A 24,990-nucleotide genomic window follows, 5' to 3' on the forward strand; every position below is an offset into this window, starting at 1 on the left:
CTCTTTCCACCGGCATTGCTCGCCCGGATTCCGCAGGACTGATCGACATGCCGCGGCGCGCCTCCCCTGGAGTGCACTGTCATGAGTCGCGCAGGGAGGTTGGACTCGTGGCCGGATCAGGCCTCGACTCCTCGCGAGCAGCCCGCTTCTTGGACTGTTTCGCGTCCTTTTCCTTCTTCTTTGCGATCTCACGCTGGCGTTTTTCGAATGCGTAGTTGGGCTTTGCCATGTGTTCGAGGTGCCTCTTGTGGTCAAGAACGATTTCAGGGATGCAGCCGTTTAGCGTTAGCCTCCTTCGCCCTTTGACGGTGCGTGAGGCGGAGCGGGCTTGCTTTGCGCTTCATCCTTCGCAGGCTTTCGCCGAAGCGGGTTATTGCCAAGTACTTCGATCTTGCCACCCGCCTTGTCGAAGGCGGCCATCTGCGCGGCCAGTCGCTCACGTGTGACTTCCTTGTCATGTAGCGCCTGGAAGCCCGGCGGGCGCTGCGGGAAATGACCTTGTTTGCGGGCGGTGGTCATGGCGGTTTCTCCTCATAACAGGTTCAAGTCGATCGCGCGCGTGCGCTCTTGCGCGTACTCTTCGCGGACGGCATGGCAATAGGGGCCGTTCATGACGAAGCGGCGACACACGCTGGGTCGCGTCTCGTATATGCCGCAGTTCATGCGCGCACCGTCCATGGCGACGCACCAGCCCTCCTCGTCATGTGCCATGACGAGGAGCTTCGCAGCGGTGCGCGTGGTCAGGTGCGGGGGGACTCTGTCCTCGGGCTGCAGTACAACGGTCAAACGACAGCAGACGGCGTCACACTGCGCGCAGTTGGCAACACAAGCCTCTTGCTTGCGCTCCGGCCTCAAGTGCAGCACGCAGGCGATTTCAAACGGCCCCGTCGAAGTTCAGACGCCGAAGCGAACCGCATGGTCCTCAATGCAGCACGGCCAGAATGAAAAGCAGTGTCATGACGCTCCAAGGATGGCCCTTTCCATAGTGGAAAGGTTTACTCGCGAAGAGAGCATCCGCGCAGAGAGCGCGAAGCGGGAGCAGCGCCTTGAGGCGATGCCTTGCAAGTATCCTACACGAGCGCCCGTAGCCGTGCCTCGCTCACGCTGGGCGTTCTAGGCGTTCTATCCGGTCCATCTGGCCGTGCTGGCGCTCCTGCGGTGGCGGGTGTGGGCGCAGCCCACGGATAACCGCATGGCTTCGCTCCATTCCGTGCAACCCGCTTTTCGAGCGGGCCGTTCAGGCATCCGGCCACGGAAAATAAGCCTGTCGAGCGTGTGCGGTGCGATCCAGTCGCCATGCGGAGACACCGCGCCCGCCATCCGCCAGAAGGCCCACGGGCCGTATAGCGGCATGCAGTTGTAGGCGATCCGCTGGTGCATCCGCGCAGCGCAGGAATTCGGGCAACATTCGCCCGTCCGCCAGCATGGCGGTCGAAGGTCCGTCGTCGTTGAATCCCCCTAGCCATCACTTGCACGAAATCGAATCGAATTACCCCACGAAAGTGGGTCGGAAGGGGCAGAGCCGTAAGCGCTGATTCTGTGAGCACAACGCCCATCTCAAGCCTCTGATCTAATGTCGATCGAGATGAGTGAACCCGTGGGCCACCTGAAGCTGCGAATGCTCGGCGTCCCGGTCGTCGAGGCCGGTGCGATCCGCGTGCCGATCCAGCGCGTCGGCTGCACGCTCCTGGCCTCGCTCGCATTCGCGCGCGGCGCGCTGTCGCGGCGGACGCTCGCCACGATGCTCTGGCCCGACGCGGATACGACGACCGGCCTGGCACGGCTGCGGCGCCTCCTTTATCGCCTCGAACAGGCCCTCCCGGCGGGAGCGCTCTCGGCGACGCCCGAGGCGGTCGCATTGTCGACGCAGGCGTGGAGCACCGATGTCGACGAGGCGTTCGCGATCGTCCATCGAATGCCGGCGCCGCATGACATGCCTGCATTCGACGCGGCGCGACGTTGTGCAGGTGAACTCGCCTTGCCGCTGCTGGACGGGATCGCATCGCCTTCGGAAACCTTTGAGGATGCCCGCCGGGCGTTGCAACTCGACATAGAGCGGATGCGGCTCCGGCTGCTCGCGCATCTCGCGGATGCGCTGGCGGATGCCAACCGCGTGGACGAGGCGATCGAATGGGCCGCGCGTCTGGTCGAGGCCGATGACCTGCGCGAGACCTCGCACGTGCTGCTGATGCGCCTGCATGCGCAGGCAGGCGATCTGGCCTCGGTCGAGGCGGCCTATGCGCGCTGTGCGGCCCGTTTGCGCGAGGAATTCGGCGTGCGTCCATCCGCGGCGACCGAAAGGGCATGGCAGGCGATATCCGATGGACTGAGCCAGTCGCACATTCGACGTCACGCCCCGCCGGACGTGCGCTTCGCCTTCGATGCCAAGGGAGCCATCGCCTATCGCGAGGTGGGCGAGGGCGAGGATGTGCTGGTGCTTGCGCCGGGATTCGTCTCCCACATCGAGATCGGCATGGAGTGGTCGGGCGTTGCCCGCTTCATTGGCGAACTCGCCAAGGGCCGACGCGTCCTGCTGTTCGACCGTCGGGGCATGGGGCTCTCGGAACGCCTCACTGGCGGCAGCACGGTCGATCTGCTGGCGGCGGACCTGCGGACCGTGCTCGATGCGGCGAACGTTCGCGACGCGTGGATCTTCGGCGCATCCGAAGGCGCGCTCGGCGCGGTGCGTTTCGCGGCCAGCAACCCCACGCGGGTGCGCGGGCTGGTGCTCTTCGGGGCATTGGCGAAGGGCTCGGCCTGCAAGGACTTCCCACATGCATTGCCGGCACTGGCTTTCGACGCCTGGCTGGAGCGCATCCTCGCGGAGTGGGGCGGTCCGGCCGGGATCGAGACCTTCGCGCCTTCGGCGGTGGACGACATGCCGCTGCGCGCCTGGTGGGCGCGGCTGCTGCGGCATGCCATCACTCCGGCGGGCATCGCGGCCGTGCTCCGCGGCTTCCGCGATGCGGATGTGCGGGTCGACGCCGCCGCGTTGCGCTGTCCTGCGCTGGTGCTGCACCGCGTGGACGATCGCGCGGTGCGCTTCGAGGGTGGACGCGATCTTGCCGCGAGGATCCGGGGAGCCTGCTTCGTCGCGCTGGAGGGCGACGATCACTGGTGGTGGCGAGGTGACCAGGACGCAGTGCTCTCGGCGGTGGAGCGCTTCATGGCCTCGGGGGACGGGCAGGGGACGGGCGCCTGAAAGGATCGGAACCTCCCCTCCGAGGCTTCAGGCGTGAACATCCCCGCATCGATGCCCATCTTCCTGTGCCTGCCCGCGATGGGCGTGGAGGCACGCTTCTATCGCGGTTTCGCCCGATCGCTGCAGGAACGCACGGGCGCGATCGCAATGACCTGCGACCTGCTCAGCCGCGGCGGTGCGCGCAAGCAGGCCGGAAACTTCGGCTACCGCGAAATCGTGGAGGAGCAGATTCCCAGGCTGGTTGCGGACGCACGGCGGCGCCACCCCGGGCCGATCATCCTTTGCGGCCACAGCCTCGGCGGCCAACTCGCGCTGCTGGCTGCCGGCCTCATGCACGAGCCGCCCGATGCGCTGGTGCTGGTGGCGGCCGGCACTGCGCATTACGCGGCGTGGCCCGCATCCGAACGCCGCCGGGCGCGCGCGTTCGTCAATCTGGTCGCGTCGGCCGCACGGATCCTGCCATGGTACCCGGGCGATCTGCTCGGTTTCGGCGGCGACCAGCCGAGGCGGCTGATGCGCGACTGGGCATTCAACGCCAGGACCGGTCGCTACAGGATGGAAGGCAGCGCGCACGACCAGGCGACGATCGCATCGCAAGTGGCGATGCTGCGCCTGCCGCTGCTGTCGATCGGCCTGATGGGCGACCGGGTCGCGCCGGAGGGCGCCCAGGAAGAACTCCTCGCGCACGCGAACGCCGCCGACGTGGTACGCGTGCATATCGACGACCGCATGCTGGGAGGCCCGTGGCGAAGGCACTTCCAGTGGGCGCGAGAGCCGGCCAGGGTCGTGGAGACGATCGCGCAATGGTTGCCCACCGTGATGCCGTGCGAAGGCGCAAACCGCCGCCCTTCGCAAGCGCCCCGCGCGCGTGCGGTGGCGTTCGCGTCATGACGACCGGGAGGATCGCCGCCGCGCCACTGGCGGCGCTAACAAGTGCGAGGGCACGGTGCGACGGAGCATCCCTGCACTTACGCGTACGGGTTGATTTCGTCGAGCCCGCCTTCGCGAGCGGAAAGGCGCTTCAGATCGCTTGTCGCAGTGCTCGCGCGACGACCTGTCGGGCCGGCCCATCGGCGCGACTGACCATCGCGTAGTTGTAGCCCGGCCCGGACCAGTACTGCGCCATCAGCCCATTTTCCATTCGTTGGCCCGCGGGAAGCAGGCGGTTCCGTGGGCCTGGGGGGCGCACGTAGAAGCTGATCGCGTGGCCGGCCGCATCCCGATAGAGCACCATTGCGGCAGGGCCCTGGTCCGTGGCGAACAGGCGGCCGCCGACGGCGCGAAAGCCGGCGCTGCTGAGGTCGGGCAGGCGAGTGGCGCGCTGGAAACGTTCGTCCAGCCACGCCTGCATTTCGTCATCATTGCGCGGCACCACGTCGGGGCGCGCGGTGGCGTCCGTCGCGACGAGACGATACGCGGCCATTGCATCGGCCATGGGCGCCGCGGCGCTCTCCATGCGCATACCGCGAGCCTGCCAACCGCCAAGCCCGCCGACGCCGAGGCAAAGGACCATGGCGGCGGCGAGCGAGCGCCATTGCATCTGCCGTTGCCGCTGTCGCTGGCGAATCGCCGAGGGGTGCAAGGCCGGGTTATCCGCCCGCGCCTGCGTACCACCGAATACCGCGCGCAGCCGCTGGGCATCGCGTTGCCAGGCCTGCACTTCGGCTGCGCGATCGGGATTCTGTGCGAGATAACGCTCGACGGCAGCCCGCCGTTCCCCGTCGAGGCGGCCGTCGACGTACGCGTGGATGTCCTGTTCGCTGGGGATCATGGTCATTTGAGGAGTCGCAGGGATGGGGCGGGTTGTTCGCCATCGCCGTGGCGCCGCATGGCCTGGCGCGCGCGGGAAAGACGGGACATGACGGTGCCTATCGGGACATCGAGTATCTCGGCCACCTGCTGGTAGCTCAGTCCCTCCACCGTCACCCACAGCAGGAGGTTGCGTTGCTCGGATGTGAGCTGCGCGAAGGCGGACAGCGCGGACTGCGCCAGCGCTTCGCGCTCCGCCGATGGCCATTGGGCTTCGTCTTCTTCGCGCAAGCGGCCGAGCAGCCATGCGTAACGCTGCGAACGGCGCCGCGCGTCGAGGAACTGGCGGTACAGGATGCGGAACAGCCAGGCGCGCAGGTCGCCTTCCTCGCGCTTGAGCGCCCGCGTGGACAGGGCCCGCTCCAGCGTGGACTGCACCAGGTCGTCGGCACTGTGCGGGTCGCGCGCCAGCCACAGCGCGAAGCGCCGCAGGCGGGGCAGCAGTTCGGTCAACCGATCATCGAAGGCGTGGACGGACATGGACCGGATCGCGGTGGGTTCATGCGAAGGACGTCGCAGCGCGGAAATTATTCCATCGCATGGGAATAAAGCGCCGCGAGTGGCGTCTGGCAGTGTGAACCCGCCACGGAGCAGCACATGCACGACCCCGATACGTCATCCAGTCCGTCCGGCAACGGTGCGCGCTGGGCCCTCATCGGCACGGCTGTCGCCGTCGCCGCTGGAGCCTACGCGTACGTCGGCGGCTGGCTTTCGCCCCAGCGACTCACGCCCGACCGCCTCGTCGACGATTTCCAGCAGGCGGCGGGCGACCATCCCGGATTCCGCCGCAATCACGCCAAGGGCGTTTGCGTCACGGGCTACTTCGAAGGCAACGGCAACGCGACCGCCTTTTCCACGGCGCCCGTGTTCGGGGTGGGTCGCACGCCCGTGGTCGGCCGTTTCGCCATCCCCGGGGGCAATCCCTATGCACCCGACAGCAGCGTGCCCATCCGCAGCATGGCCCTGCGATTCAACCTCGCGAACGGACAGCAATGGCGCACCGGCATGAACAGCATGCCCGTGTTCCCGGTAGCCACGCCGCAGGCATTCCAGGCGCAGATGGACGCCAATCGCAAGGACCCCGAGACCGGCAAGCCGGATCCGGCGAAGCTGGCGGCGTTCTTCGCCGCGCATCCGGAAACCGCGGCATTCCGCGCTTGGGCGAAGACCGCCCGGCCTTCCGCCAGCTTCGTTACCGAACGCTACTACGGCCTTAACGCGTTCCACTTCATCGACGCCGACGGAGTGCGGCACGCGGTGCGTTGGCGAATGGTGCCGGAGGCGTCCGACGCCGGGGCGGCGCCGGCCAACGACGACAACTATCTGATCGGCGATCTGCACCGACGCCTCGCGCAGGCACCTGCGCGCTGGCGGCTGCTGGTGACGCTTGCCGATCCGGGCGATCCCACCGACGACGCCACGCGGACGTGGCCGGCCAACCGCAGGACGATCGATGCCGGCGTGCTGGTGCTCGAACACGAACAGCCGCAGGACAGCGGTCCGTGCCGCGACGTCAATTTCGACCCGACCGTCCTTCCGGCCGGGATCGCCATCTCCGACGACCCGCTGCTGGCAGCGCGATCCGCGGTGTACGCCGACTCGCACCTGCGCCGCACCCGGGAAGAAGCGCGGGTGCCAGGCGCCGCGAGCACCGCCGATGCCGGAATGGAGAGCGCACGATGAATCCGACGAACCTGTCCTTCACCCTGGCCGCGCGCGTGCTGCACTGGACGATGGCCGTGCTGATCCTGGCGATGCTGTTCATCGGCGTGGGAATGGTCGCGACGGTGAGCGCGAAGTACCCGGTACTGCTGGCGATCCACAAGCCGCTGGGCATCGCCATCCTCGTGCTGGCGATCGCGCGGCTGATGGTGCGCCTGCGCAATCCGCCGCCGCCGTTGCCGCCTGACGTGCCGCGCCTGCAGCGCATGGCAGCGCATGCGTCGCACTGGTTGCTCTACGCGTTGATGATCGCGATGCCGCTGATCGGCTGGGCGATGCTGTCGGCCGGAGGGTATCCGGTGATGGTGGGGGCGGACCTGCGGCTTCCGGCGATCCTGCCGGAGAACGCGCTGGTGTTCGCCTGGCTGCGCACGGCGCACAGGGCGCTGGCGTATCTGTTGATCCTCACGTTCCTCGGCCACATGGGGGCGGCGCTGTACCACGCACTGATCCGCCGCGACGGCGTGCTGCGCAGCATGATCCGCTGACGGCCGTCATCGCCGCCGCGCAGTTGCACGGCGCCCTCTATCACCGGATCGACAGGCACGGAGGTGACACGAGACGACCAGGCGCGCCACGTCCTCCTTCGACTGAAAGTGGCCAAACGAGGAGGGGCGCCAAGCACACCTCCTGTCATGCGACGCGCCGTCGGCAACGCCGATGGCTGCTTCGAAATGCCTCGTGGGATCGTCGCGACCATCGCGTTCCTGTTCTACGACGGCACGCCTTGCATGACCGGACACACACGCCATGTGGAGGCGGGGGGTCCCCGGATGCCGCGCTTCTGACCGGCTCACCGGACGCTACGCTGCCCGGTGTCCGGGTGAACCCCAAGGACTGTTTCATCCGCCAGCCATTGGGCCAGCATCCGGCCTGCCACGCCGGGACCTTCGGCTTCGCCCTCGTGCTTCGCGATGACGTCGCAGATGTCGCCGAAGGTGCGTCCACGAATCGCCATGGCGAGGACGTCCGCTTCGAGCGGCTCGAGCGTCCGGAACAAGGGCCTGAAGTCGCGCCGCCACACCGCTACCCGGGCGGCATGTGGCAGCGCCGTGGCAGCCGGCGGTGGTGTGCCATCGACGAGGGCCGAGAGGATGGCGACGGCATTCGTGGTGACGGGGACAAGCGTGAGCGCGGGCGCGATCACGAATACGGCGTGCGTCCAGTCGACGTGTTCCAGCGATGCCGGGTCGGTCTTCGTGCCGTCGGCAGCGACGAAGGCCAGCCCCAGCGCCAGTTCGAGCCGGGCCAGTTCGGCGACTTCGGGATCGTCCGGATGGGCGACCGCGAGCGAGGCAGGGAAGCCGCGCGCGTAGTCGTCGAGCGTCCAGCCTTCCGGATGCACCGCATCGACATGGCGCGCCGCCGCGCCGAGGAACGCACTGTCGCCCAGCCATGCGCGAACGACGGGATAGCTGTCGGCCAGGGTCGCCATGAGCTGGCTGCGATAGTTGTTGAGATGGACGGACAGCCCTGGCGCCGCGGCGTCGCCGAAACACGCGGCGGCCTCCGCGTCCTCGCCGGTCAACCATTCGCGGAACTGCCGTTGCAGTACGGAAAGGTTCATGCCGCCTGCTTCGTTCCCCGGGCCGCGATGCGTCGCGCGATGTCCAACTCCGCCAGCAGTTCGGGAAGCGGCGGGATCCCGTCGTCGCGCTCGATCATGATCGCCGTCGGCCCCAGGCGTGCGACCAGGTGTTCGTAGAGCGCCCACACGGAATCCGGCACCGGCCGGTCGTGCGTATCGATCAGGAGTTCGCGCCCCTGGCTGTGGCCTGCGAGGTGGACCTGCCGGACACTCCGGAGCGGAACGCCCGCCAGGTAGGCGAACGGATCGAAGCCGTGGTTGCTGGCGCTGACGAAGATGTTGTTGACGTCCAGCAGCAACCCGCAACCCGTGCGCTGGCATACCGCGGCCAGGAATTCCCATTCGGTCATGTCGCCGTGGAAGGCGATGTAGCTGGACGGGTTCTCCACGAGGATGGTTCTCCCGAGCGACGACTGCGCGCGGTCGACGTTGGCGCACACGACGTCCAGCGCCTCGCGCGTGTAGGGCAGGGGAAGCAGATCGTGGGAGTTGAACCCTTCGATGCGCGACCAGCTCAGGTGGTCGGACACGAACAGCGGGTCGACCGCATCGACGAGGGCGCGCAGCCTGTGCAGGTAGTCCGCGCGCAGTCCGTCCGACGAGCCGAGCGACATGGACACCCCGTGCAGGGCAACCGGGTGGCGTTCGCGCACGCGCCTGAGGATGTCCAGCGGCCTGCCGCCATCGACCATGTAGTTCTCCGAAATGACTTCGACGAAATCGACGGCGACGGGCTCGTCGCGATCGAGGAAATCGCCGTAGTGCGGCCTGCGGAGTCCCAGGCCGAATCTGTGCTCGCGTGGCATGCGGAAACCCGATGCAGGTCGGCCCTTTGCGGGCCGACCGTGATGGAGACGGTTACGCGCCGGCCTCGGTGAGGCGGCCGCCCTGGGCCTTGCACGCCTGCGCGGTGAGTTCCTTGAAGCCGTGGCCCTTGCAGTCGTTCTGGCCCCGACAGTCGTTCCTGGCGGTCTTGCAGTCCGAACTGCCCTTGCAGGCGTTCACGCCGTAGCAGTGGACGAGCTTCGCGTCATCCGCCTTCTGGGCGAACGCGGTGGAGGGAACGCTGGAGGACAGGGCGATCAGGGCGGCTACTGCGGCGAATCCGACGGTGTTCTTGGTCATGGTCATATCCTTGTTTGCCGATGTGGCCTCTGACCTACGTTCGCGCGCGCGATCCGGTTACGCCTCTACCACCGCAGCAGCCGCGGACCCACCAGGGCGCCGAGGCCCGTTGCCAGCGCGATGCCCAGGCTGTACCAGGTCAGCACGAACAGCGCCGAGCTTTCCGGGCAGTGCAGTCCGTACGCGATCGCCGCGAGCGCTCCGGATGCGAGGCCCGCGGCGGCGCCGGCCATGCGCAGGCGCGTCGGCGCGAGCGTCCTGAAGGACCACAGCAGCCCGAGGAACACGGGCAGGGAGAGCATCAGCAGCAGCCATGGGCAGATCGCCCAACTGCTTCCCATCCATGCGTCGAGTCGTTGGCCGGGTGGCGTTCGCGCGAGTTCGATCGCAGCCAGCGACACCAGCGCAAGAATGGGCACCGCCAGGAGCCACAGGAAACGCAGCGAGTGGGTCTCCGGACGCGCGAGTCGCCCGACCGCGATGACCGCGACCGCAGCCAGCGATGCCGCGTAGACCCACTTCATCCACAGCGTGAAGCTGCCCATCGCGATGTCCAGATCCGGGCGGACGGTGAGCAGCAGCGCCACCATCGCCACGGAACAAAGTCCGCCGGCAAGCAGTCCGAACGCGAGGCGGCCCGCCATGGCATGCCTCGCCACGCGCGGGACGTCGCGACTCAGTGCTTCGACCAGCTGGTCGGTACGTAGCGTCATGGCTTCCTCAACTTTGCGGCCAATGCCTTCAGGCCGCGGTGCACCGATACCTTCACGTCCGATTCGCCGATGCCGGCCGCGCTTGCCGCCTCGGCCACGCTCATTCCGCACAGGTGCGTGTCGCGGATCGCGCGCGCCTGTTTCGGCGTCAGCGACGCAAGCAGGCCGTCCACGTCCAGGCGGGCGCCTATCGCATCCTCGAATCCTTCGGTCATCAGGATCGAGTCGACGTCGTCGATCGACACAGTGGCACGGTTGCGCCGGGCAAGGTCGATCAGGCGGTGGCGCGCGATCGCGTACAGCCATGCAGTGAACGGCCGGTCGCGATCGTAAGTGCAACGGCGCGCATGCACCGCGATCAGGGTCTCCTGCACCAGATCCTCCGCATCGTCGTCCGCCCCGTTGAGCCGGCGCCGGAAGAACGAGCGGAGCAGGGGGACGAGCGCGCGCAGCAACGCGGCATGGGCGGCGCCATCGCCGTCCAGGCTCATCGTCATCCACGCTCTCAGCTGTTCCTCGCTCTCGTTCATCGGCACTCCTACGGTAGACGTACGGAGCCGGGTGCTTGCCGGTTACAGGCTCATGCGGAAAGGTCGATGTAACCGGACCTCGCGGCATGGCGTAGTCATGTCTGACGCCCGGGATCGTGATCCGGGCGATTCATCCCTCGTCACAGGAACAGGAATCCCCATGAAGCAGTCTACCGCGTCGCTCGCCGTCACCCTCGCGCTTGCCGTCCTCGGGACTGGCGCCGCCCAGGCCCAGGACCCGGCCAAGCCGGCAATGGAAAAGTGCTACGGCATCGCCAAGGCCGGCCAGAACGATTGCAAGGCCGGGGCGGGCACGAGCTGCGCAGGCACCTCGAAGGTGGATTACCAGGGCGACGCATGGAAGCTCGTCAAGGCCGGCACCTGCACCACCATCAAGACGCCCAAGGGGCACGGCACCCTGACCCCGCAGGCCTGAGCCATGCGGCCGGCGCCATCGCGCCGGCCGTTCCCTCGCATTTCCGGATCGCCGCCTGATGAGCACTCCCCTGGAAATCTACCGCCATGCCGGCACGACGGCCGAGCGCCTGCTGCCGAAGAGCGTGCTGCTGCTCATGGCGCGGCTCGGCATCGCCTCCGTCTTCTTCATGTCCGGACGCACCAAGGTCGAAGGACTGCTGACGATCAGCGACTCGACCTATGAGCTGTTCCGGTACGAGTACATGCTGCCGGTCGTCCCGCCGGACGTGGCCGCGCGCGTGGCCACGTATGCGGAGCACGCATTGCCGGTGCTGCTGGCGCTGGGGCTGTTCACGCGTCCCACGGCCGTGGCGTTGCTGTGCATGACCGCGGTGATCGAGATACTCGTGTATCCCGATGCCTGGCCCACGCATCTGAGCTGGGCCGCGCTGCTGCTTCTGCTGGTCGCATGCGGAGGCGGTCGCCTTTCGCTCGACCGACTGCTCGGGCTGGAGGCGTTCCGCTCAAGGGGAAAGTCCTAGATGCGTATGCCCTCCCCAGGAACGTTTTCCATCTCCGCGCTGCCGATTCCTGACGACTGGCACGCGATCCCGCTCCGCCTGATCGTGGGCTACGGGTTCTTCGTGCATGGATACGCGAAGCTGGCGCGCGGCCCCGATCATTTCGCGGGCATACTCCATGCGATGGGGCTGCCGCATGCAGAGTTGCTGAGCTGGGCGACCATCATCGTGGAGGTGATCGGTGGACTGATGATCGCCCTGGGCGTATGGGTGCCTCTCGTCGCCCTGCCGATGATCATCGTCCTCCTGGTCGCGATGTTCACGGTGCATCTGCCCAACGGCTTCAGCTCCATCAAGCTCCTGTCGTTCGACGCGAAAGGTGCCCATTTCGGCCAGCCCGGCTTCGAAACCGACCTGCTCTACATGGCGTGCCTGGTGAGCTTGTCGATCACCGGCGCCGGGCCGCTCTCGTTCGCCCGCCTCATGGAGCGACGCCGCAAGCGGCTCGATACCGCCCCTTGGTGAGGCGACGACACCGGGGGGCAGCCACGTTCCGACCGGTCCATCGCGCGCGACAGGCGCATGGTGGAGAGCACCCGGTCGTCATCGTTTCATGCTGCAGGAGTGCGCTTGTGCACCGAGCCCGCGCTTGAGTAACCTGAGCTGCTGGCTTGGAGAACCGATTATGCCCAGCACACTACCTGCGTTACATCTGGAGTTCATCGAGCGCGTCCGCAACGAGGTGCAGCACGACCGGCGGCTGACTGCATTACTGGCCGGCGGTTCCTATATCCACGGCGGATTCGACGAACATTCCGATCTGGATTTCGTCGTTGTCGTCGCGGATGAAAGCTACAGCGAGGTGATGGCCTCGCGGAACGAGTTCGCGCAACGCGTCGGCGACCTGCTCGCCGCATTCACCGGCGAACACGTCGGAGAGCCGAGACTCCTGATCTGCCTCTACGGGCCGCCGCTCATACACGTCGACCTGAAGTTCGTGACGGCATCGGACCTCGGCCGGCTCGTCGAGCGGCCGGCCGTGGTATTCGCTCGCACGCCGGAACAGGTCGAGAAGTGGCTCGATTCGGCCACGATCGCATGGCCAAACGCATCCCCGGAATGGTTCGAGCAAAGGGCCTGGATCTGGCTGCATTACGGGGCGACGAAGCTGGCACGCGGCGAGCTGTTCGAGGCGATCGGCATGCTCGCCTTCTTCCGCGACCAGGTGCTGGGGCCGATGCTGCATCGCCGGGCAGGGCGTCCGCAGCGCGGTGTACGCCGGATCGAAGCATTCGGCGGCGCGTCGGTTGGACGACTGGCGGACACGATGGCGACGCTTGATCCGGAATCCGTCCGTCGCGCGTTTCGGCGAGCGGTGGACATGTATGTCGACCTTCGTGCCGACGAGCCTCCGCACCATCCCACCCCGTGCATGCCTGAAGCGATCTTCGATTACCTCGATGCGCATGCCTGACATGTAGCGGCATCGGCGGCCTGGGCCATGCATGGCCCAGGCCGTTGCGCGCGGTACGCCGTCAGATCCCGCGACCGACCGCGCGGTCTACCGACCAATCGCCGCCTCCCTTGGCGGCGATGAACAGTGCGAGGAACATCATCAGGAACGGAAATTCGATCCCGCGATCGATCCACGGCCACGTCGGACCGAGCGCCAGGCAAATCGCGAGCATCTGCACGACGACCATCGCTGCGATCGGGCGAGTGCCAAACCCGATGGCAAGCAGGACGCCGCCTGCGCCTTCCAGCAGAGCGACGAACATCGCCAGCGCCGGCGCGGCGGGAAGGTGCAGCACATTCTCGATGAGGTTGATCGAACCCGCCATCGGGTCGGACATCGAACCGTGCGACGTTCGCAACAGCTTGGGCATGCCGTGGGTCACGAGCACCACCCCGAGCACGGCGCGCAGCGAAGCGTACGTCAGCGGTTCGGCGTGCGCATAAAAGCGATGCAGAAAAGGGAAGGCCAGTCGTTGCGTCGTCTCGGATGGGCGTTTGTCGCGAGACTGGATGGGAAGCTGCATGAGTCTCCTCCGGGGAGGTTGGCGAGCAGTCGAATTAAGGCGCGGCTTAGGCCCGCGCGGCGGCACGCCGCTGGAGCACGACCGCGATCCACGCGGCTCCCGTGCCGACGGCTGCGGCCAAGCCAAGTTCGGCGAAGGCAGCCCACGACGGTGCCTGCTCCGAGGCGAAATACGCCACCAGGCCGAGGAAGAACCCGAGCAGGTTGTTGAACACCGGTATGTGCCGCAACGACAGCACGACGACAGCGACGCCAAACACCACGGCCGTGAGTGCGGCCGGTCCGAGCTTCGGAGTGAGCACATGGGTGGCTGCGCCCGCCGCGAGTCCGATCCCGACTCCAGTCAGAACGCAGGCGAGGTTGATCAAACCATCGCGGAGATTGACGCCGCGGGTGAAGTACGAGATCCAGCCGACGAACATCGCCCAGACCGGTACCTCCAGCACCAGGGCGCTAACCGTCGCCGCGATCGTGGCGACGGCCGACTCGCCCAACGTGATCTTCAACTCCGTGACGATGCTGGCGTCATGCGACATGGGACACCTCGGTCGACGTCCGGTTGCCGCGCGGCACCAGCAGATCACCAAGCTGGATCCGGCGCAGGAACTCGGCACGGATCCGGTCGGCAACCGCGTTGACGACTTCGCAGCCGTCGTCGGACGGATCGACGTGCACGCGGAACGGGCGCCCACCGAACGGTGCATCGACGACATCGACGACCGCCTGCGCCACCGAACCGACATCCGCATCCGGCGGCTCGCAGCCTGCGAGTCCGGTGAGGATTTCCTCTTTCAGGCCCCGGTTCGCGCCAGCGTCGTACTCGGCGAGGCGATCCGTGTCGGCAGGCGTTCCCGAGTGGGCGAAATGATTCGTGCCCTTGGTGAAAGCGCCAGGCACCACGATCGAGGTTTCGACGCCCCATCGCGCCAGTTCGCCGGCATAACTGACGGCGAGCGCGTCCATCGCCGCCTTCGCCGCGAAGTAGGGCGCCAGGTACGGCGGTGTCCCGCCGCGGTGGCTGCTGCTGCCGATCCACAGCACCAGGCCGCGGCCCTGCTTGCGCAACTGCGGCAGCGCTGCGCGGTTGACGCGCTGCGTGCCCAACACGTTGACGTCGTAGAGCTGCGCGTACTGCTCCGGCGTGAACGCCTCGGCGGGGCCGAACACCATGTGTCCGGCGTTGTGCATGACCACGTCGAGGCGGCCGTGCTCGGCGACGATGCGCGCGAGAGCTTCGTCGGCGGATGCCTGCGACTGCACGTCGAGCTCGATCGTGCGAAGGTCGGCGCCGTGTTCGCTTGCGTAATCGCGTGCGGCCTGCACCTGCGGTGCGTTCCGGCCATTGGTCTCGCGCATGCTGGCGTACACGGTATGGCCTGCGCGGGCGAGCGCCCGCGCCGACATGGCACCGAATCCGCTGGAGGCGCCGGTGACCAGGATCACGTGCTTCGCTTTCGTGTTCATGGGGAAACTCCGTGCGTATGTTTGCGGGGAGGGCGCGGAATCAGGCGTAACCGCCGTTGACGCGAAGGACCTGGGCGTTGACCCAGCCACCGTCCGGGCCGGCCAGGAAGGCGACGGCCGCCGCGATTTCCTCCGGCGTTCCGAGGCGTTCAAGCGGCGCGAGCCTGCTGAGCTGAGCGATCTGTTCGGGGGTCTTGCCGTTGAGGAACAGCTCGGTGCCGACCGGGCCCGGGGCGATCGCGTTGACGGTGATGCCGCGGCCACGCAGCTCGTTGGCGAGTACGGGCACGAGGCCTTCGACACCGGCCTTGGAGGCGATGTACGGGCCGTAGCCCGGGAACGACTTGGCGATCACGCTGGTGGACAGCGCGATGATCCGGCCGCCTTCGCCCAGATGCTTCGCAGCCTGCGCCAGCACCAGGAAGGTGCCGCGCAGATTGGTGGCGATGGCGCGATCGAAATCGGCAAGGCTGGACTCGGCGATCGACGCCATCGGCATGATGCCGGCGCTGTTGACCACCACGTCGATGCGACCGAACGCCTCCTGCGTGGCCGCGAAGAGATGGGCGACGTCTTCGGCGCGACTGACGTCGCCCTGGACGGCCAGCGCCTTGCCACCGCTGGCGCGGATGCCTTCGGCGACGGTCTCGGCCGCCGCGGCGTTGCCGGCGTAATTGATGACGACCGCGAGGCCGTCGTTCGCCAGGCGGCGCGCTATCGCTTCGCCGATGCCGCGCGATCCGCCCGTCACGACGGCCACGCGGACGGCGGTGCCGGGGGAGGGGAGTGCATGCGAGGGGGAGGGCGTGCTGTTCATTCCATGCTCCGGTGGGTGGCGCGCAGGAGTGCGCGGGGTACGGGGGCATTCTTCTGGTTGCTCCTGGCTGGATAAACCAGCCCGGACTGGCAATTGAATTCAAGAATCCACAACAATCCAGGCATGGACCGTTTCGATTCCTTCCAGCTGTTCACCCGGATCGTCGAGCTGGGCAGCTTTACCCGCGCGGCGGGCGCGCTCGGCATCCCGCGCGCCACGGCCACCCACGCGATGAAGGAACTCGAGGCGCGGCTGGGGACACGTCTGCTTGAGCGGACGACGCGCCAGGTACGTCCCACGCTCGACGGCCAGGCGTTCTACGAGCGCTGCGTCCATCTGCTCGCGGACCTGGACGACGCCGAATCTTCGCTGCGCATGGTCGCCGCGAATCCACGCGGCACGCTGCGCCTGGACCTGCATGGCACGCACGCCACGCGGATCGTGTTGCCGCGCATCGAGGAGTTCCGCAGCCGTTACCCGGACATCGACCTGGTGATCAGCAGCGGCGATCGCCTGGTCGATCTGGTCCGAGAAGGCATCGACTGCGTGGTGCGCGCCGGCACGCCAAAGGACTCATCGCTGGTGGCTCGACGCCTGGCGGTCATGCCCGAAGTGATATGCGCCAGTCCCGGGTACCTGCAGCGCTGCGGCGTGCCCCGGCATCCCGATGAACTGCCTTCGCACCAGGCCGTTGGATTCTTCGCCAGCAATCACGACCGCACTTATCCGTTCGAGCTCGTCGTCGACGGCCAGGTCCGCGAGTTCGCGCTGGGCGGCTGGATATCGGTCAACGACGCGGAAAGCTACGTGACGTGCGCATTGCGCGGCTGCGGTCTGATCCAGCTACCGCGTTACCACGTGGAGGACGAGCTGCGCGACGGCCGCCTCGTCGAGGTCCTGGGCGAGTGGTCGAGCACGGGGCTTCCGGTGTCGGCGATGTACCCCGCGCACCGCCAGCTGTCGCCGCGCGTGAGGGTTTTCATCGACTGGATCGCGAAGCTGTATGAAGAGCGCTTTCCCAGCCAACCTTTAGGTTCGCAGGATGGCTGAGGTCTCGCGTCACCAGGCTGGCCAGAGGGCAAAGCGGCAGAAAGCGACACTTCGCATAATGCATAGCGGCCAGGACGGTTCAGGGGAGGGCGGACGGATGTTAATGTCCGCTTTCGACCCGAAGCGGACGTTTGACGCGGCGGACGCGGCTTGACCCACGGCACGGCCCACTTCGTCGTGCCTCCCAGTGATGTGACCAAAGGATGGATACATGACCGCCATTGAAGAAGACGTTGCTGTGACCGCCCGACTGGCCCGTGACGTTCGGATTCTGAAGTGCTATGCCGGCATCACGACCATTGCATTGGCGGTTCTTGGCATTACTGCAGCCAAGTCGCCGGATGCGTCTGCCGAAATCACGGTAGAGCGCATCAACATTGTCGATCCCACGGGAGTGAAGCGCGTGGTGATCTCGAATGCCGAGCGCTTCCCGCTGCCCAAGGTGGAAGGACGCGAGCTCCCGCGCGCCATGGCGCCCGCGGGCATCGCGCTCTACGATTCAAAGGGAAACGAAGTGGGCGGAATCGCGGCCAGCGATGCGCAGTTCGGCAAGTCGAACGTGCTGGCATTCGATTATCCGAACTATGACGCTATCGGCTTGATGACACGAATCAGCCCCGACGGCAGCGACGCACTGGCGGCCCTGGCGATCAATGCGCGCCCGCCCGCGAACCTGGATCCGATTGCGGCAGGCAAGGTGGCGCACACGAGAATCGCCATCCAAAACCAGAACGAGGATGCGCAGATCCTGATGGCCGACCCGCAGGGACGCGACCGGATTCGATTGATGGTCGATCGGAAGGGGCAGGCGCGCATTGAAGTTCTCGACGCTGACGGCAAGGTCACCTTCCGGGCGCCCCAGGGCGGTTGACGGGACTGCGGTCCCTGCACGCGGCCGGCAGCATAGTGGCTGCCGGCCGTTGACTAGGACCAAACGTCCGCTCCTGGCCGATAGCAGACATCAGGCCGCGTCGCCACCGTTGGCGCGGTACCGGGCTAGGTCAACAACCACGACCCGGACCAGCTGCTGTTTGGGCTGGCTCCGTGCGCGGGCACGGTCACGGCGCTCGTCCATCGACTGGCGAAAGATCAGGCCGCGTAATCGCTCCGGACTGATCCGCTGTCCGTCGGGGCTCACCAGGTCACGGCCCGCGAGTCGCCATCCTTGCCACGGTCCAGATAGTTCTAGTTGGTTGAGAACGCGCCGCTTGTAATCCGCTGCGGCGCATTCGTTGGGACAGGGATGACCGGCTGACCAGCACGGCGGGCGTTCCATGGAGTCAGACCGCAAAAGCCGGTCGGAAAGGGCTGACAACTGCGGCCAGACGCCGCAAAGCCCGCCTCGCACGATTTCGCATAATGCATATATCCGGAAGCCGTTAAGGTTTCAGGATTCATCACTGCCGCGTTGGCGTTTCCCAACGGGAGGAGGGCGACGGCGATCGCTGCCGCCGCCCCGAGCTTGCGCCAGAACGCGCGCTCCTCGGCCGACTTGCCCACCTCGCGCATGATGCGTGCGGCTTCCTTCTCCGGCTCTTTGTGCCCTTGGATTCGAAGGGCAGCGGCAACCGTCCAGGCCATCGGGATGCTCCGGCCGGTGCGGTAATGGCTGATTGCGCCGTCCGTGACGTGCAGTAGCGGCGCGAGCTTCGCGAAGCTTTCAACGCCGGCAGCGCGGCGGGTTTCTTCGAAGAATTTTCCCCAGTCCATGTTCGCTCCTACCGTTCGTCGGGAAGTGACTACGGCGGTAGATTAGACCTGTTGACGTTTACAGCGTTAGTCACTTACGTTTACACCTGTCGTCTACACCTCTAGGCGATAGGGGCACCCAGCCGGGACCGCCCCCGGCGGTGCCGATGTGCGTGCCACCCCAGTCGATGCAGCTATCACCTGAGCGCCGGCCATAGACCCCGGCAAAGCAACGCTCCGGAGCATCGACGTTAAGTGGGCATCGGGCCCCCCGCCGCCGTAGTCCCGGCGATCTGCCAGAGGGGGCAGGGCATGGAAGTTCTGAAGGCACTAGGTCACCTGCTGAACCTGCGCCGCGATCAGCGCGAGCGCGAAGAGCAGTTCCTTTCCCAAGCCGAACGCGACCTGGTCTACAGCCAGTGGGAAGAGGACACGTGGTGTGGCGCGTTTCCCGACAAGGAATCGCGCGACGCGTGGATCGCAAAGCGCCGTGACTGGCGCGAATCCTTCACCGGCTCCATCGATGAATTCATCGAGAGGGACGTGGCATGAGCCCGGTTGAGTTCTGGCAGTCGTTGAGTACCGGCGACGCCTGGCGCCTTGTCGGCGCGGTTGTTGTGATTCTGGCGGCGCTGGTTGCGACGTTCATCGTCTGCACGGCAATCGATCGTTACTTCGATGAAGGCGACGACGAATGAGCCGGATCACCGACACCGAACGCGGCGCGCGCATCGCGTTGGCGGTTGCAGTGCAAAACATCCTGCAACCCGATCTGTTCAACGACGGCCCATCGCTCGCCTTCTGGCAGCAGATCGAATGCGCCGCGAACGACGCGCTGGACGAATGCGCCTGGGCGCGACAAGCGACGGCGCAGGCGTGAAGTGGACTCCGGCCATGTCGAACTCGCCGATCAGCCCGAGCTATACGGCACACGCGAAACGCGTATTGCCGATGCGTGGGCCGAGTTGTTGCGCAATTACCCGGCGCATTGGTTCACCACGTTCACGTTTCGACCTCAAAAGTTCTACACGGACAAGCACACAGGCAAGGTTCGCGCTATCGAGCGCACCGGCCGCAATGGGTCGATACATGGGGAAGCGGCGCACAAAGCGTTTTGCTACTTCGTCGGCGAAATTAATCGCGCGGTCTACGGCAACAACTGGCGTCGTCTTTGGCATCAGGGCTTGCAGTGGGCGCGCGGGAGCGAGTGGCACAGAGACGGCCGATTGCATTTCCACGCGCTAGTGAGCGCGCCAACAGCAGATGCCTCGCAGTTGGCTAGTCGCTATTTGTGGCACGAGTTTTGGTTTCGGGAGTTCGGGCGCAATCAGATTGAGCAACCGCGTTCCCAGGCAGATGTAACCGCGTACGTGAGCAAGTACGTGGTGAAGGACGGAGAGGTTGATTTCTCCGAGAACTTCGGCAAATGGACGCCGCCGAAGCTTGATTACACACGGAGTTATTTGCAGCAAACCATGCTGCCGGGCATGGGCAATAAGCCGGCACCTGCGGACTGAACATTTTCGGGCGTAGGCGATATCTGAGAGGCCATCCAGAGGACGGCCCTTAGCTTGACCCTACCAGTCCGCCTGAAAAACACCGACAACCTAGCCGAAGAGACCAGAGACCATGAGCCAGAAGAATCCGACCGTCACGATCAAGGACAAGGCGCAGTCGCGCGAAATCACGACGAAGAACGGCAAGAAAACCGTGTGGTTCCAGCCCGTCACCGTGGAGTGCGAGCAGTTCCGCGTGATCGTGGATTGCGACCTCGATGACGAACGTTCGCAGTATCCCGTGGGAGCCAAGTTTGAATGGGACGTGGTCGCCGACCTTGTTCCCGGTAACTACGCCAGCATCGATCTGGCGCGCCGCATGACGCTGGTCGCGCTGGACAGCAAGCCTGTCGCCAAGACGCAGGTCGGCTAAGCCATGCGCGTGCTTGCGTGCCTCGATCCTGTGCCCGCTGCGGACGGTTCGTGCGCGCAAACCGCGTACGTCGAACAGCCGTCGGTCTGGCCGAAGCTGACGGTGGAAGAAGGGCACCAAATCGGCCAGGCGTGGATGCTCGCATGCGTGGGCGTTCTCGTCGTCAAGCAGTTCCTCAAACCATCCACACACAAAAGGTGAAATCGATGTTCAAGAAGCTCAACAACAAGTTCCACGCCGGCCAGGGTGCGCTGGCCACCGTGTTGATGCTGTCGCCGCTCGCGGCGTTCGCGACCAGCACGGGTCCCGCCGACGAAGTCGTGACCAAGGTGCAGGGCGCTGGCGCGGATGGCATCAAGGTCGCCGTGGCGGTGGTGCTGGCCTTCTGGGGCATCACGGCCGTCTACATGCTGCGTCGTCGCAGCTGAGTCACTGTTACAGCCAGCCGCGCCGGGCTTCCGGCGCGTGCCGGTTCCGATGAGGGAGAGAAGGGATGGAATTCGCAGACGTCGCAGGTTGGATCGTGGTCGCGTTCTACGGCTCTATCACGCACATCCTCTGCACGGGGTGGGACTGATGCGACTCGCCCAGGTGTTCGCGCTCGGCGTTTCGCGGCGCATCGCGCTGGCGCTCGTCGTCGTCGGTCTGACTTGGTTCGGGATGGGCACAGCCCGCGCCGCGCCCGGCGGCGAAGTGTGCTCATCGGGCGGTGCGGGTTACCCGTGTACACAGCAGACGGCTTACGAGTACTGCATGGCGTGGGTGACCGAGAAGGTTGCCAGTACGGGAGGTGGTCATACGGGTCCGGTTTGCACTGCGAGGACTTCCACGACGTGGAGGGCGGGGCATACCACACTCGGATACGTTCAGGATTACAACGGCTCGCGCGACACCTTTGCTTTCATTCCGTGCCCGTCCGGCACGACGTGGGACGATTCTTCGAAAACCTGTTTTGACCCGCAGCGATGCTTGGCGATGCCGGCGAGGTCAAGCGGCTGGTACACCGGTTCGGCGTTGATGTGTCACGACGGGTGCCAGTTCGGCAACCCGACCGATCGGCAGACGTTCACTGCGGGCGGGGTTACGTACAAGAGCCTGGGCGGGTCGAAGCCGACAGGACAGGCCTGCGCAGCGAGCGAGGATACGAAGCCGCTCCCGGACGTGCCGCAGTATTGCCAGCAGATGGGCACGCAGACAGTGTGCTTGAAGTCCGCCACGGGCGAACAGTGCTACAGCGCTAGCACGGGCCGGCAAATATGCTGGAAACCGGGTGAGACGGGCGAGAAACCAGACATGGATACCCTGCAAAAGCGCAATGCAGGGCCAACGGAACAACCGCCCACGAACGTCAATCTTCCTTCTGGCGATCAGCTTCAGAAGAGCGGCGACAGTGCGACGACTACAAGCACGCGCACGGTCAATAACAGCACGACGACGACGGTGACAACGACCACGAACTACACGACGGTCAATGGCACGAACGCCGGTAGTGGAAACAAGGGAGAGAGCAGTTCAGGCGACGGGTCGGGCAAAGAGGGTGACGGTGAGGGTGATGGCAGCGCGTCGGGTGGCGATACGTGCGCGGCGGCCCCGTCGTGCAGCGGCGACCCGATCGCATGTGCGACGCTCACGCAGACCTGGCGCAATCGCTGCGATGCGGAGGGGCGTTTCAAGGGCATTGCGGAGGAAGCGAAGAACATGGATCAGAGCGATGGCTCGGCAGAACATTCCGACGCGGTCGATCAGTTGTGGAGTACGGAAACGGGTGAGTTTCAAGGGGACGAAGGCGGATTCGGTTTTGGTCGGTCGTGCCCGCCGCCCCCCGAGATACTCGGGCACACCCTGGACTTTTCTCAGCTGTGTGAAGTGATGGGCTACGTCGGCGTGCTGGTGCTGGTCATGGCACACGTTCATGCGCTCTATATCGTGGCGGGGGACTGATCGTGCCTTTTCTCGCTCCGATCTTGACAGCTGCCGGCGCGTTCCTGTCGCGTCTGCTGTTCTCGCGACTCGGGATGTGGCTCGCAACGGCGCTGGTGTTTATCGGCATTGAGTTCGCGGCGATTGGCGTTGCGATACCTAGCTTCCGCGACGCCATCAGCGGCAACCTCGGCGGTCTGCCGGGTGAGCTAGTGCAGTGGATGGGCGTCCTGAACATCGACGTCTATCTGACCGTCATCCTCAGCGCGTACGCGGCGGCGCACGCGAAGAAGGCCATCATGCGCAGGAGGACCGCGCCGTGATTACTGGCGTCCATCTCATCACCGGATTGATCGGCAGCGGTAAGACGCTCCGCGCGGTCTGGTATATCGATCAGGAAGTGAAGGCCGGTCGCTCCGTTTACGTGTGCAACGTCAACGGCCTCAACATCCCGGGTGTGATTCCGTTCGATGACCCGACGAAGTGGCGCGATCTTCCGCCTGGGTCGTTGCTGGTCGTGGATGAGGCGCAACGCTATTGGCGTGCGCGTCGAGCCGGCGAAGTGCCCGAGGATTTGCAGGCGATGGAGACCAGCCGGCACGACGCCGTGGCGTTCCTCATCCTCACGCAGCAGCCGACGTATCTCGACAAGCACCTGCGCGGCTTGGTCACTTGCCACGAACACCTGTACCGGCGCCTCGGCGTCCAGGCGACGACGGTGTACCGCTGGGCACGCTGCATTGAGGACCCGCACGGGTCCAGCGACAAAGACGGTGCTGATCAGGAAATGTTCCTGTATCCGAAGCATCTGTACGGCGCGTATAAGTCCGCCGAGCAGCACACGGTTAAGCCGCGCCTGGGCACAAAGCCGAAGCTCATCATCGCTGCGTTGACCTTGTCCATTGGCTTCTTCGCGTGGGCTTTTGCCGGCGTTTTCGGTTCCGACGACAAGCCGCATTCAGAGGAGACGGCGCGCGCGTCCGCCGCGCCGCTAGGCGCGCCGGATGCGACGCCGTCTCCTAGTAAGGCGATCACCGTCGAGCAGTACATCGCGCGGATGAATCCGCGCATTGAAGGCGCACCGTGGTCGGCGCCGATCTATGACCGTGCGGCGCTCGCGCGGCCGGAACTGTGGTGCATGTCGTCGGACGTGAGTTGCACGTGTCTGACGGAGCAGGGGACGAAGGTCAACATCGGCATGAAGGTGTGTCGGCACATGGCCAAGCACGGGCCGGTTTACAACCCATTCCGTCAACCGGCGCAGGAGCGTCAGCAGCGTAGCGCCGGGGCAGGGGACAAGGCTCCTGCAGCAGTCGCTGCGGGCGCTCCAGGTTCCACGGGCGGCGCATCGATCGATGCGCCGCAAGTCAGTGGCTATGGCGACATTCTCGCCGTCAAGCCGGAGGCTGCGCTCTGATGAATACTTCTCGCACTCAGGGCGATGCCGGTGTTATTCCGCGCGTTTACTCGTCGGGCGCTGTCGAACTGCTCAAGTGGACGGCGCTGCTGGCGATGGTGGTCGACCACGTCAACGCGGTGTTCTTCGATCGGCACGCTGGTTTGCCTGCGGAGATGATCGGTCGTGTTGCGATGCCGGTTTTCTCCATCGTGCTGGCGTACAACTTGGCACGTGAGGGCGCCGATTTGCGGCGCGCCCTTGAGCGCCTAGTGTCGGTGGGTTGCCTTGCAACGCCGGCATATGCGCTTCTGTTCGCATGGGTGCTGGTTTGGCCTCTGAACGTGATGCTGACGTTCGCGGTCGCCGTCGCGGTGATCGCGTCGTTTGCTCATGGCAAACGAGTTCAGGCGCTGGCGATCTTCCTCATTGCCTCGTGCTTTGTGGAGTACTGGCACGCTGGCGTTGGCCTGGTCGTCGCGGCATGGGCCTACTTCCGCGGAATCGATCGACGCGGCTGGTTCCTCGGCTTGGCGATGGCCGCTCTCTGCGTGGTGAACGGCAACATATGGGCCTTGCTCGCATTCCCGCTGCTCGCGGTGGCGTCTGAGGTGGATGTGCGCGTCCCGCGCCTACGCTGGGCGTTTTACGCGTTCTACCCGGCGCACCTGGCCGTGCTGGCGCTCCTGCGGTAGCGGGTGTGGGCGCAGCCCACGGATAACCGCTGTTGAGGGCCAGCGGCCCTCCTGCAAACCGCTTTTCACAGCATGAACTCATGCGGCGGGCGATGGTTCCTGTCGTGCATTCGGCCTTCGCGGAAGATCAGGCGATCTAGCGTCCCCGGAGCGATCCAGTCGCCATGCGGCGACACCAGCCGAGCGCCTGCCATGCGCCAGCCAGCCCACGGGCCGTATAGCGCGGTGTGGTTGTAGGCGATCCGCTGGTGCATCTGCGCAGCGCAGGAATTCGGGCAACATTCGCCCGTCCGCCAGCATGGCGGTCGAAGGTCCGTCATCGTTATGTCCCCCTGAAACGGACAGGGGACCGTAGCGGTCCCCTG

Annotated in this window: 35 protein-coding genes; 20 read left to right on the plus strand and 15 right to left on the minus strand. The window is 65.8% G+C overall.

What is annotated here, in order from left to right; translation table 11 throughout:
• Positions 1 to 285: 285 nt before the first annotated feature.
• Together AC3ANK_RS09280 and AC3ANK_RS09285 are read right to left on the minus strand one after the other, a co-directional pair.
• Positions 286 to 519: a hypothetical protein gene (locus AC3ANK_RS09280; protein WP_484170962.1), complete on the minus strand. Its 234-nt coding sequence runs from the start codon at positions 517 to 519 to the stop codon at positions 286 to 288.
• Positions 520 to 531: 12 nt separating this feature from the next.
• A complete protein-coding gene (locus AC3ANK_RS09285; protein ID WP_206861580.1) occupies positions 532 to 873 on the minus strand; it encodes a YkgJ family cysteine cluster protein in 342 nt (113 codons plus the stop codon).
• Positions 874 to 1,573: 700 nt separating this feature from the next.
• On the opposite strand from AC3ANK_RS09285, the gene AC3ANK_RS09290 reads away from it, so the two are divergent.
• Both AC3ANK_RS09290 and AC3ANK_RS09295 read left to right on the plus strand, forming a co-directional pair.
• Entirely contained in the window at positions 1,574 to 3,202 is a 1,629-nt protein-coding gene (locus AC3ANK_RS09290; protein ID WP_484170963.1) for a bifunctional AfsR/SARP family transcriptional regulator/alpha/beta hydrolase, read from the plus strand.
• Between the two features lie 51 nt (positions 3,203 to 3,253).
• Positions 3,254 to 4,093 (plus strand): alpha/beta fold hydrolase, encoded by an 840-nt coding sequence (locus tag AC3ANK_RS09295; RefSeq protein WP_484170964.1) that lies wholly within the window; start codon positions 3,254 to 3,256, stop codon positions 4,091 to 4,093.
• A gap of 130 nt (positions 4,094 to 4,223) precedes the next feature.
• Here AC3ANK_RS09295 and AC3ANK_RS09300 read toward each other — a convergent pair whose 3' ends face one another.
• Entirely contained in the window at positions 4,224 to 4,979 is a 756-nt protein-coding gene (locus AC3ANK_RS09300; RefSeq protein WP_484170965.1) for an anti-sigma factor family protein, read from the minus strand.
• Positions 4,976 to 5,491, minus strand: coding sequence for an RNA polymerase sigma factor (locus AC3ANK_RS09305; RefSeq protein ID WP_484170966.1), 516 nt, complete (start codon positions 5,489 to 5,491; stop codon positions 4,976 to 4,978). The genes AC3ANK_RS09300 and AC3ANK_RS09305 overlap by 4 nt, the downstream gene beginning before the upstream one ends.
• 117 nt (positions 5,492 to 5,608) lie before the next feature.
• Here AC3ANK_RS09305 and AC3ANK_RS09310 point away from each other — a divergent pair, with 117 nt between their 5' ends.
• Entirely contained in the window at positions 5,609 to 6,694 is a 1,086-nt protein-coding gene (locus AC3ANK_RS09310) for a catalase family peroxidase (RefSeq protein WP_484170967.1), read from the plus strand.
• A complete protein-coding gene (locus AC3ANK_RS09315) occupies positions 6,691 to 7,221 on the plus strand; it encodes a cytochrome b (RefSeq protein WP_484170968.1) in 531 nt (176 codons plus the stop codon). Before AC3ANK_RS09310 ends, AC3ANK_RS09315 begins: the two co-directional genes overlap by 4 nt.
• A 305-nt stretch (positions 7,222 to 7,526) precedes the next feature.
• Here AC3ANK_RS09315 and AC3ANK_RS09320 read toward each other — a convergent pair whose 3' ends face one another.
• From AC3ANK_RS09320 to AC3ANK_RS09340, 5 genes are all read right to left on the minus strand, one after another.
• Positions 7,527 to 8,300 (minus strand): HvfC/BufC family peptide modification chaperone, encoded by a 774-nt coding sequence (locus tag AC3ANK_RS09320; RefSeq protein ID WP_484170969.1) that lies wholly within the window; start codon positions 8,298 to 8,300, stop codon positions 7,527 to 7,529.
• Positions 8,297 to 9,127, minus strand: coding sequence for an MNIO family bufferin maturase (gene bufB, locus AC3ANK_RS09325; protein ID WP_484170970.1), 831 nt, complete (start codon positions 9,125 to 9,127; stop codon positions 8,297 to 8,299). The genes AC3ANK_RS09320 and bufB overlap by 4 nt, the downstream gene beginning before the upstream one ends.
• Before the next feature lie 52 nt (positions 9,128 to 9,179).
• Positions 9,180 to 9,446, minus strand: coding sequence for a BufA2 family periplasmic bufferin-type metallophore (gene bufA2 / locus AC3ANK_RS09330; RefSeq protein ID WP_206860552.1), 267 nt, complete (start codon positions 9,444 to 9,446; stop codon positions 9,180 to 9,182).
• A gap of 65 nt (positions 9,447 to 9,511) precedes the next feature.
• Positions 9,512 to 10,159, minus strand: a complete 648-nt coding sequence (locus AC3ANK_RS09335; RefSeq protein ID WP_484170971.1) for a DUF1109 domain-containing protein — start codon at positions 10,157 to 10,159, stop codon at positions 9,512 to 9,514.
• The gene (locus tag AC3ANK_RS09340) at positions 10,156 to 10,656 is read right to left on the minus strand and encodes a sigma-70 family RNA polymerase sigma factor (protein ID WP_484170972.1); all 501 of its coding nucleotides are present in this window, start codon (positions 10,654 to 10,656) and stop codon (positions 10,156 to 10,158) included. The genes AC3ANK_RS09335 and AC3ANK_RS09340 overlap by 4 nt, the downstream gene beginning before the upstream one ends.
• A gap of 193 nt (positions 10,657 to 10,849) precedes the next feature.
• On the opposite strand from AC3ANK_RS09340, the gene AC3ANK_RS09345 reads away from it, so the two are divergent.
• The 4 genes from AC3ANK_RS09345 to AC3ANK_RS09360 all read left to right on the plus strand — a co-directional run bounded on the left by AC3ANK_RS09345 (position 10,850) and on the right by AC3ANK_RS09360 (position 13,101).
• Positions 10,850 to 11,125, plus strand: coding sequence for a BufA1 family periplasmic bufferin-type metallophore (locus AC3ANK_RS09345; protein ID WP_206860555.1), 276 nt, complete (start codon positions 10,850 to 10,852; stop codon positions 11,123 to 11,125).
• 58 nt (positions 11,126 to 11,183) lie between these two features.
• Positions 11,184 to 11,648: a DoxX family protein gene (locus AC3ANK_RS09350; protein WP_484170973.1), complete on the plus strand. Its 465-nt coding sequence runs from the start codon at positions 11,184 to 11,186 to the stop codon at positions 11,646 to 11,648.
• Positions 11,649 to 12,152 carry a DoxX family protein gene (locus tag AC3ANK_RS09355; RefSeq protein ID WP_484170974.1) on the plus strand — a complete coding sequence of 168 codons (504 nt, stop codon included), beginning with the start codon at positions 11,649 to 11,651 and terminating at the stop codon, positions 12,150 to 12,152.
• 124 nt (positions 12,153 to 12,276) lie between these two features.
• Positions 12,277 to 13,101 (plus strand): nucleotidyltransferase domain-containing protein, encoded by an 825-nt coding sequence (locus AC3ANK_RS09360; protein ID WP_484170975.1) that lies wholly within the window; start codon positions 12,277 to 12,279, stop codon positions 13,099 to 13,101.
• A 61-nt stretch (positions 13,102 to 13,162) separates the two neighbouring features.
• Here the strand turns inward: AC3ANK_RS09360 and AC3ANK_RS09365 are convergent, their stop codons facing one another.
• The 4 genes from AC3ANK_RS09365 to AC3ANK_RS09380 are packed head-to-tail and all read right to left on the minus strand — an operon-like array spanning position 13,163 to position 15,946.
• Positions 13,163 to 13,666: a DoxX family protein gene (locus AC3ANK_RS09365; RefSeq protein WP_484170976.1), complete on the minus strand. Its 504-nt coding sequence runs from the start codon at positions 13,664 to 13,666 to the stop codon at positions 13,163 to 13,165.
• A 46-nt stretch (positions 13,667 to 13,712) separates the two neighbouring features.
• The gene (locus tag AC3ANK_RS09370; RefSeq protein ID WP_484170977.1) at positions 13,713 to 14,201 is read right to left on the minus strand and encodes a DUF1097 domain-containing protein; all 489 of its coding nucleotides are present in this window, start codon (positions 14,199 to 14,201) and stop codon (positions 13,713 to 13,715) included.
• Positions 14,191 to 15,129: an SDR family NAD(P)-dependent oxidoreductase gene (locus AC3ANK_RS09375; protein WP_484170978.1), complete on the minus strand. Its 939-nt coding sequence runs from the start codon at positions 15,127 to 15,129 to the stop codon at positions 14,191 to 14,193. Before AC3ANK_RS09375 ends, AC3ANK_RS09370 begins: the two co-directional genes overlap by 11 nt.
• 40 nt (positions 15,130 to 15,169) lie before the next feature.
• Positions 15,170 to 15,946 carry an SDR family oxidoreductase gene (locus tag AC3ANK_RS09380; protein ID WP_484170979.1) on the minus strand — a complete coding sequence of 259 codons (777 nt, stop codon included), beginning with the start codon at positions 15,944 to 15,946 and terminating at the stop codon, positions 15,170 to 15,172.
• A 123-nt stretch (positions 15,947 to 16,069) separates the two neighbouring features.
• Between AC3ANK_RS09380 and AC3ANK_RS09385 the strand changes: the two genes are divergently transcribed.
• Positions 16,070 to 16,996 (plus strand): LysR family transcriptional regulator, encoded by a 927-nt coding sequence (locus tag AC3ANK_RS09385; RefSeq protein WP_484170980.1) that lies wholly within the window; start codon positions 16,070 to 16,072, stop codon positions 16,994 to 16,996.
• Positions 16,997 to 17,207: 211 nt separating this feature from the next.
• Positions 17,208 to 17,867 carry a hypothetical protein gene (locus tag AC3ANK_RS09390; RefSeq protein WP_484170981.1) on the plus strand — a complete coding sequence of 220 codons (660 nt, stop codon included), beginning with the start codon at positions 17,208 to 17,210 and terminating at the stop codon, positions 17,865 to 17,867.
• A 90-nt stretch (positions 17,868 to 17,957) separates the two neighbouring features.
• On the opposite strand, the gene AC3ANK_RS09395 is transcribed toward AC3ANK_RS09390, so the two are convergent.
• Both AC3ANK_RS09395 and AC3ANK_RS09400 read right to left on the minus strand, forming a co-directional pair.
• Positions 17,958 to 18,272, minus strand: coding sequence for a DUF3653 domain-containing protein (locus tag AC3ANK_RS09395; protein ID WP_484170982.1), 315 nt, complete (start codon positions 18,270 to 18,272; stop codon positions 17,958 to 17,960).
• Entirely contained in the window at positions 18,182 to 18,706 is a 525-nt protein-coding gene (locus AC3ANK_RS09400) for a hypothetical protein (protein ID WP_484170983.1), read from the minus strand. The genes AC3ANK_RS09395 and AC3ANK_RS09400 overlap by 91 nt, the downstream gene beginning before the upstream one ends.
• A gap of 291 nt (positions 18,707 to 18,997) precedes the next feature.
• Here AC3ANK_RS09400 and AC3ANK_RS09405 point away from each other — a divergent pair, with 291 nt between their 5' ends.
• The 10 genes from AC3ANK_RS09405 to AC3ANK_RS09450 all read left to right on the plus strand — a co-directional run bounded on the left by AC3ANK_RS09405 (position 18,998) and on the right by AC3ANK_RS09450 (position 24,625).
• On the plus strand, positions 18,998 to 19,237 hold the full coding sequence (locus AC3ANK_RS09405; RefSeq protein WP_484170984.1) for a hypothetical protein: 240 nt from the start codon (positions 18,998 to 19,000) through the stop codon (positions 19,235 to 19,237).
• Positions 19,234 to 19,383 (plus strand): hypothetical protein, encoded by a 150-nt coding sequence (locus AC3ANK_RS09410; protein WP_484170985.1) that lies wholly within the window; start codon positions 19,234 to 19,236, stop codon positions 19,381 to 19,383. The genes AC3ANK_RS09405 and AC3ANK_RS09410 overlap by 4 nt, the downstream gene beginning before the upstream one ends.
• Positions 19,380 to 19,565: a hypothetical protein gene (locus AC3ANK_RS09415; protein WP_484170986.1), complete on the plus strand. Its 186-nt coding sequence runs from the start codon at positions 19,380 to 19,382 to the stop codon at positions 19,563 to 19,565. Before AC3ANK_RS09410 ends, AC3ANK_RS09415 begins: the two co-directional genes overlap by 4 nt.
• A 1-nt stretch (position 19,566) precedes the next feature.
• Positions 19,567 to 20,202 carry a rolling circle replication-associated protein gene (locus tag AC3ANK_RS09420; RefSeq protein WP_484170987.1) on the plus strand — a complete coding sequence of 212 codons (636 nt, stop codon included), beginning with the start codon at positions 19,567 to 19,569 and terminating at the stop codon, positions 20,200 to 20,202.
• A gap of 112 nt (positions 20,203 to 20,314) precedes the next feature.
• Positions 20,315 to 20,614 (plus strand): hypothetical protein, encoded by a 300-nt coding sequence (locus tag AC3ANK_RS09425; RefSeq protein ID WP_484170988.1) that lies wholly within the window; start codon positions 20,315 to 20,317, stop codon positions 20,612 to 20,614.
• A 206-nt stretch (positions 20,615 to 20,820) separates the two neighbouring features.
• Positions 20,821 to 21,042 carry a hypothetical protein gene (locus tag AC3ANK_RS09430; RefSeq protein ID WP_484170989.1) on the plus strand — a complete coding sequence of 74 codons (222 nt, stop codon included), beginning with the start codon at positions 20,821 to 20,823 and terminating at the stop codon, positions 21,040 to 21,042.
• Between the two features lie 148 nt (positions 21,043 to 21,190).
• A complete protein-coding gene (locus AC3ANK_RS09435; RefSeq protein WP_484170990.1) occupies positions 21,191 to 22,555 on the plus strand; it encodes a hypothetical protein in 1,365 nt (454 codons plus the stop codon).
• A 2-nt stretch (positions 22,556 to 22,557) separates the two neighbouring features.
• On the plus strand, positions 22,558 to 22,857 hold the full coding sequence (locus AC3ANK_RS09440; RefSeq protein ID WP_484170991.1) for a DUF2523 family protein: 300 nt from the start codon (positions 22,558 to 22,560) through the stop codon (positions 22,855 to 22,857).
• Positions 22,854 to 23,951 (plus strand): zonular occludens toxin domain-containing protein, encoded by a 1,098-nt coding sequence (locus AC3ANK_RS09445; RefSeq protein ID WP_484170992.1) that lies wholly within the window; start codon positions 22,854 to 22,856, stop codon positions 23,949 to 23,951. The genes AC3ANK_RS09440 and AC3ANK_RS09445 overlap by 4 nt, the downstream gene beginning before the upstream one ends.
• A complete protein-coding gene (locus AC3ANK_RS09450; protein WP_484170993.1) occupies positions 23,951 to 24,625 on the plus strand; it encodes a TraX family protein in 675 nt (224 codons plus the stop codon). The genes AC3ANK_RS09445 and AC3ANK_RS09450 overlap by 1 nt, the downstream gene beginning before the upstream one ends.
• Positions 24,626 to 24,990: the final 365 nt, after the last annotated feature.

The sequence above is a fragment of the Lysobacter sp. SCRH-1R genome (assembly GCF_057747855.1).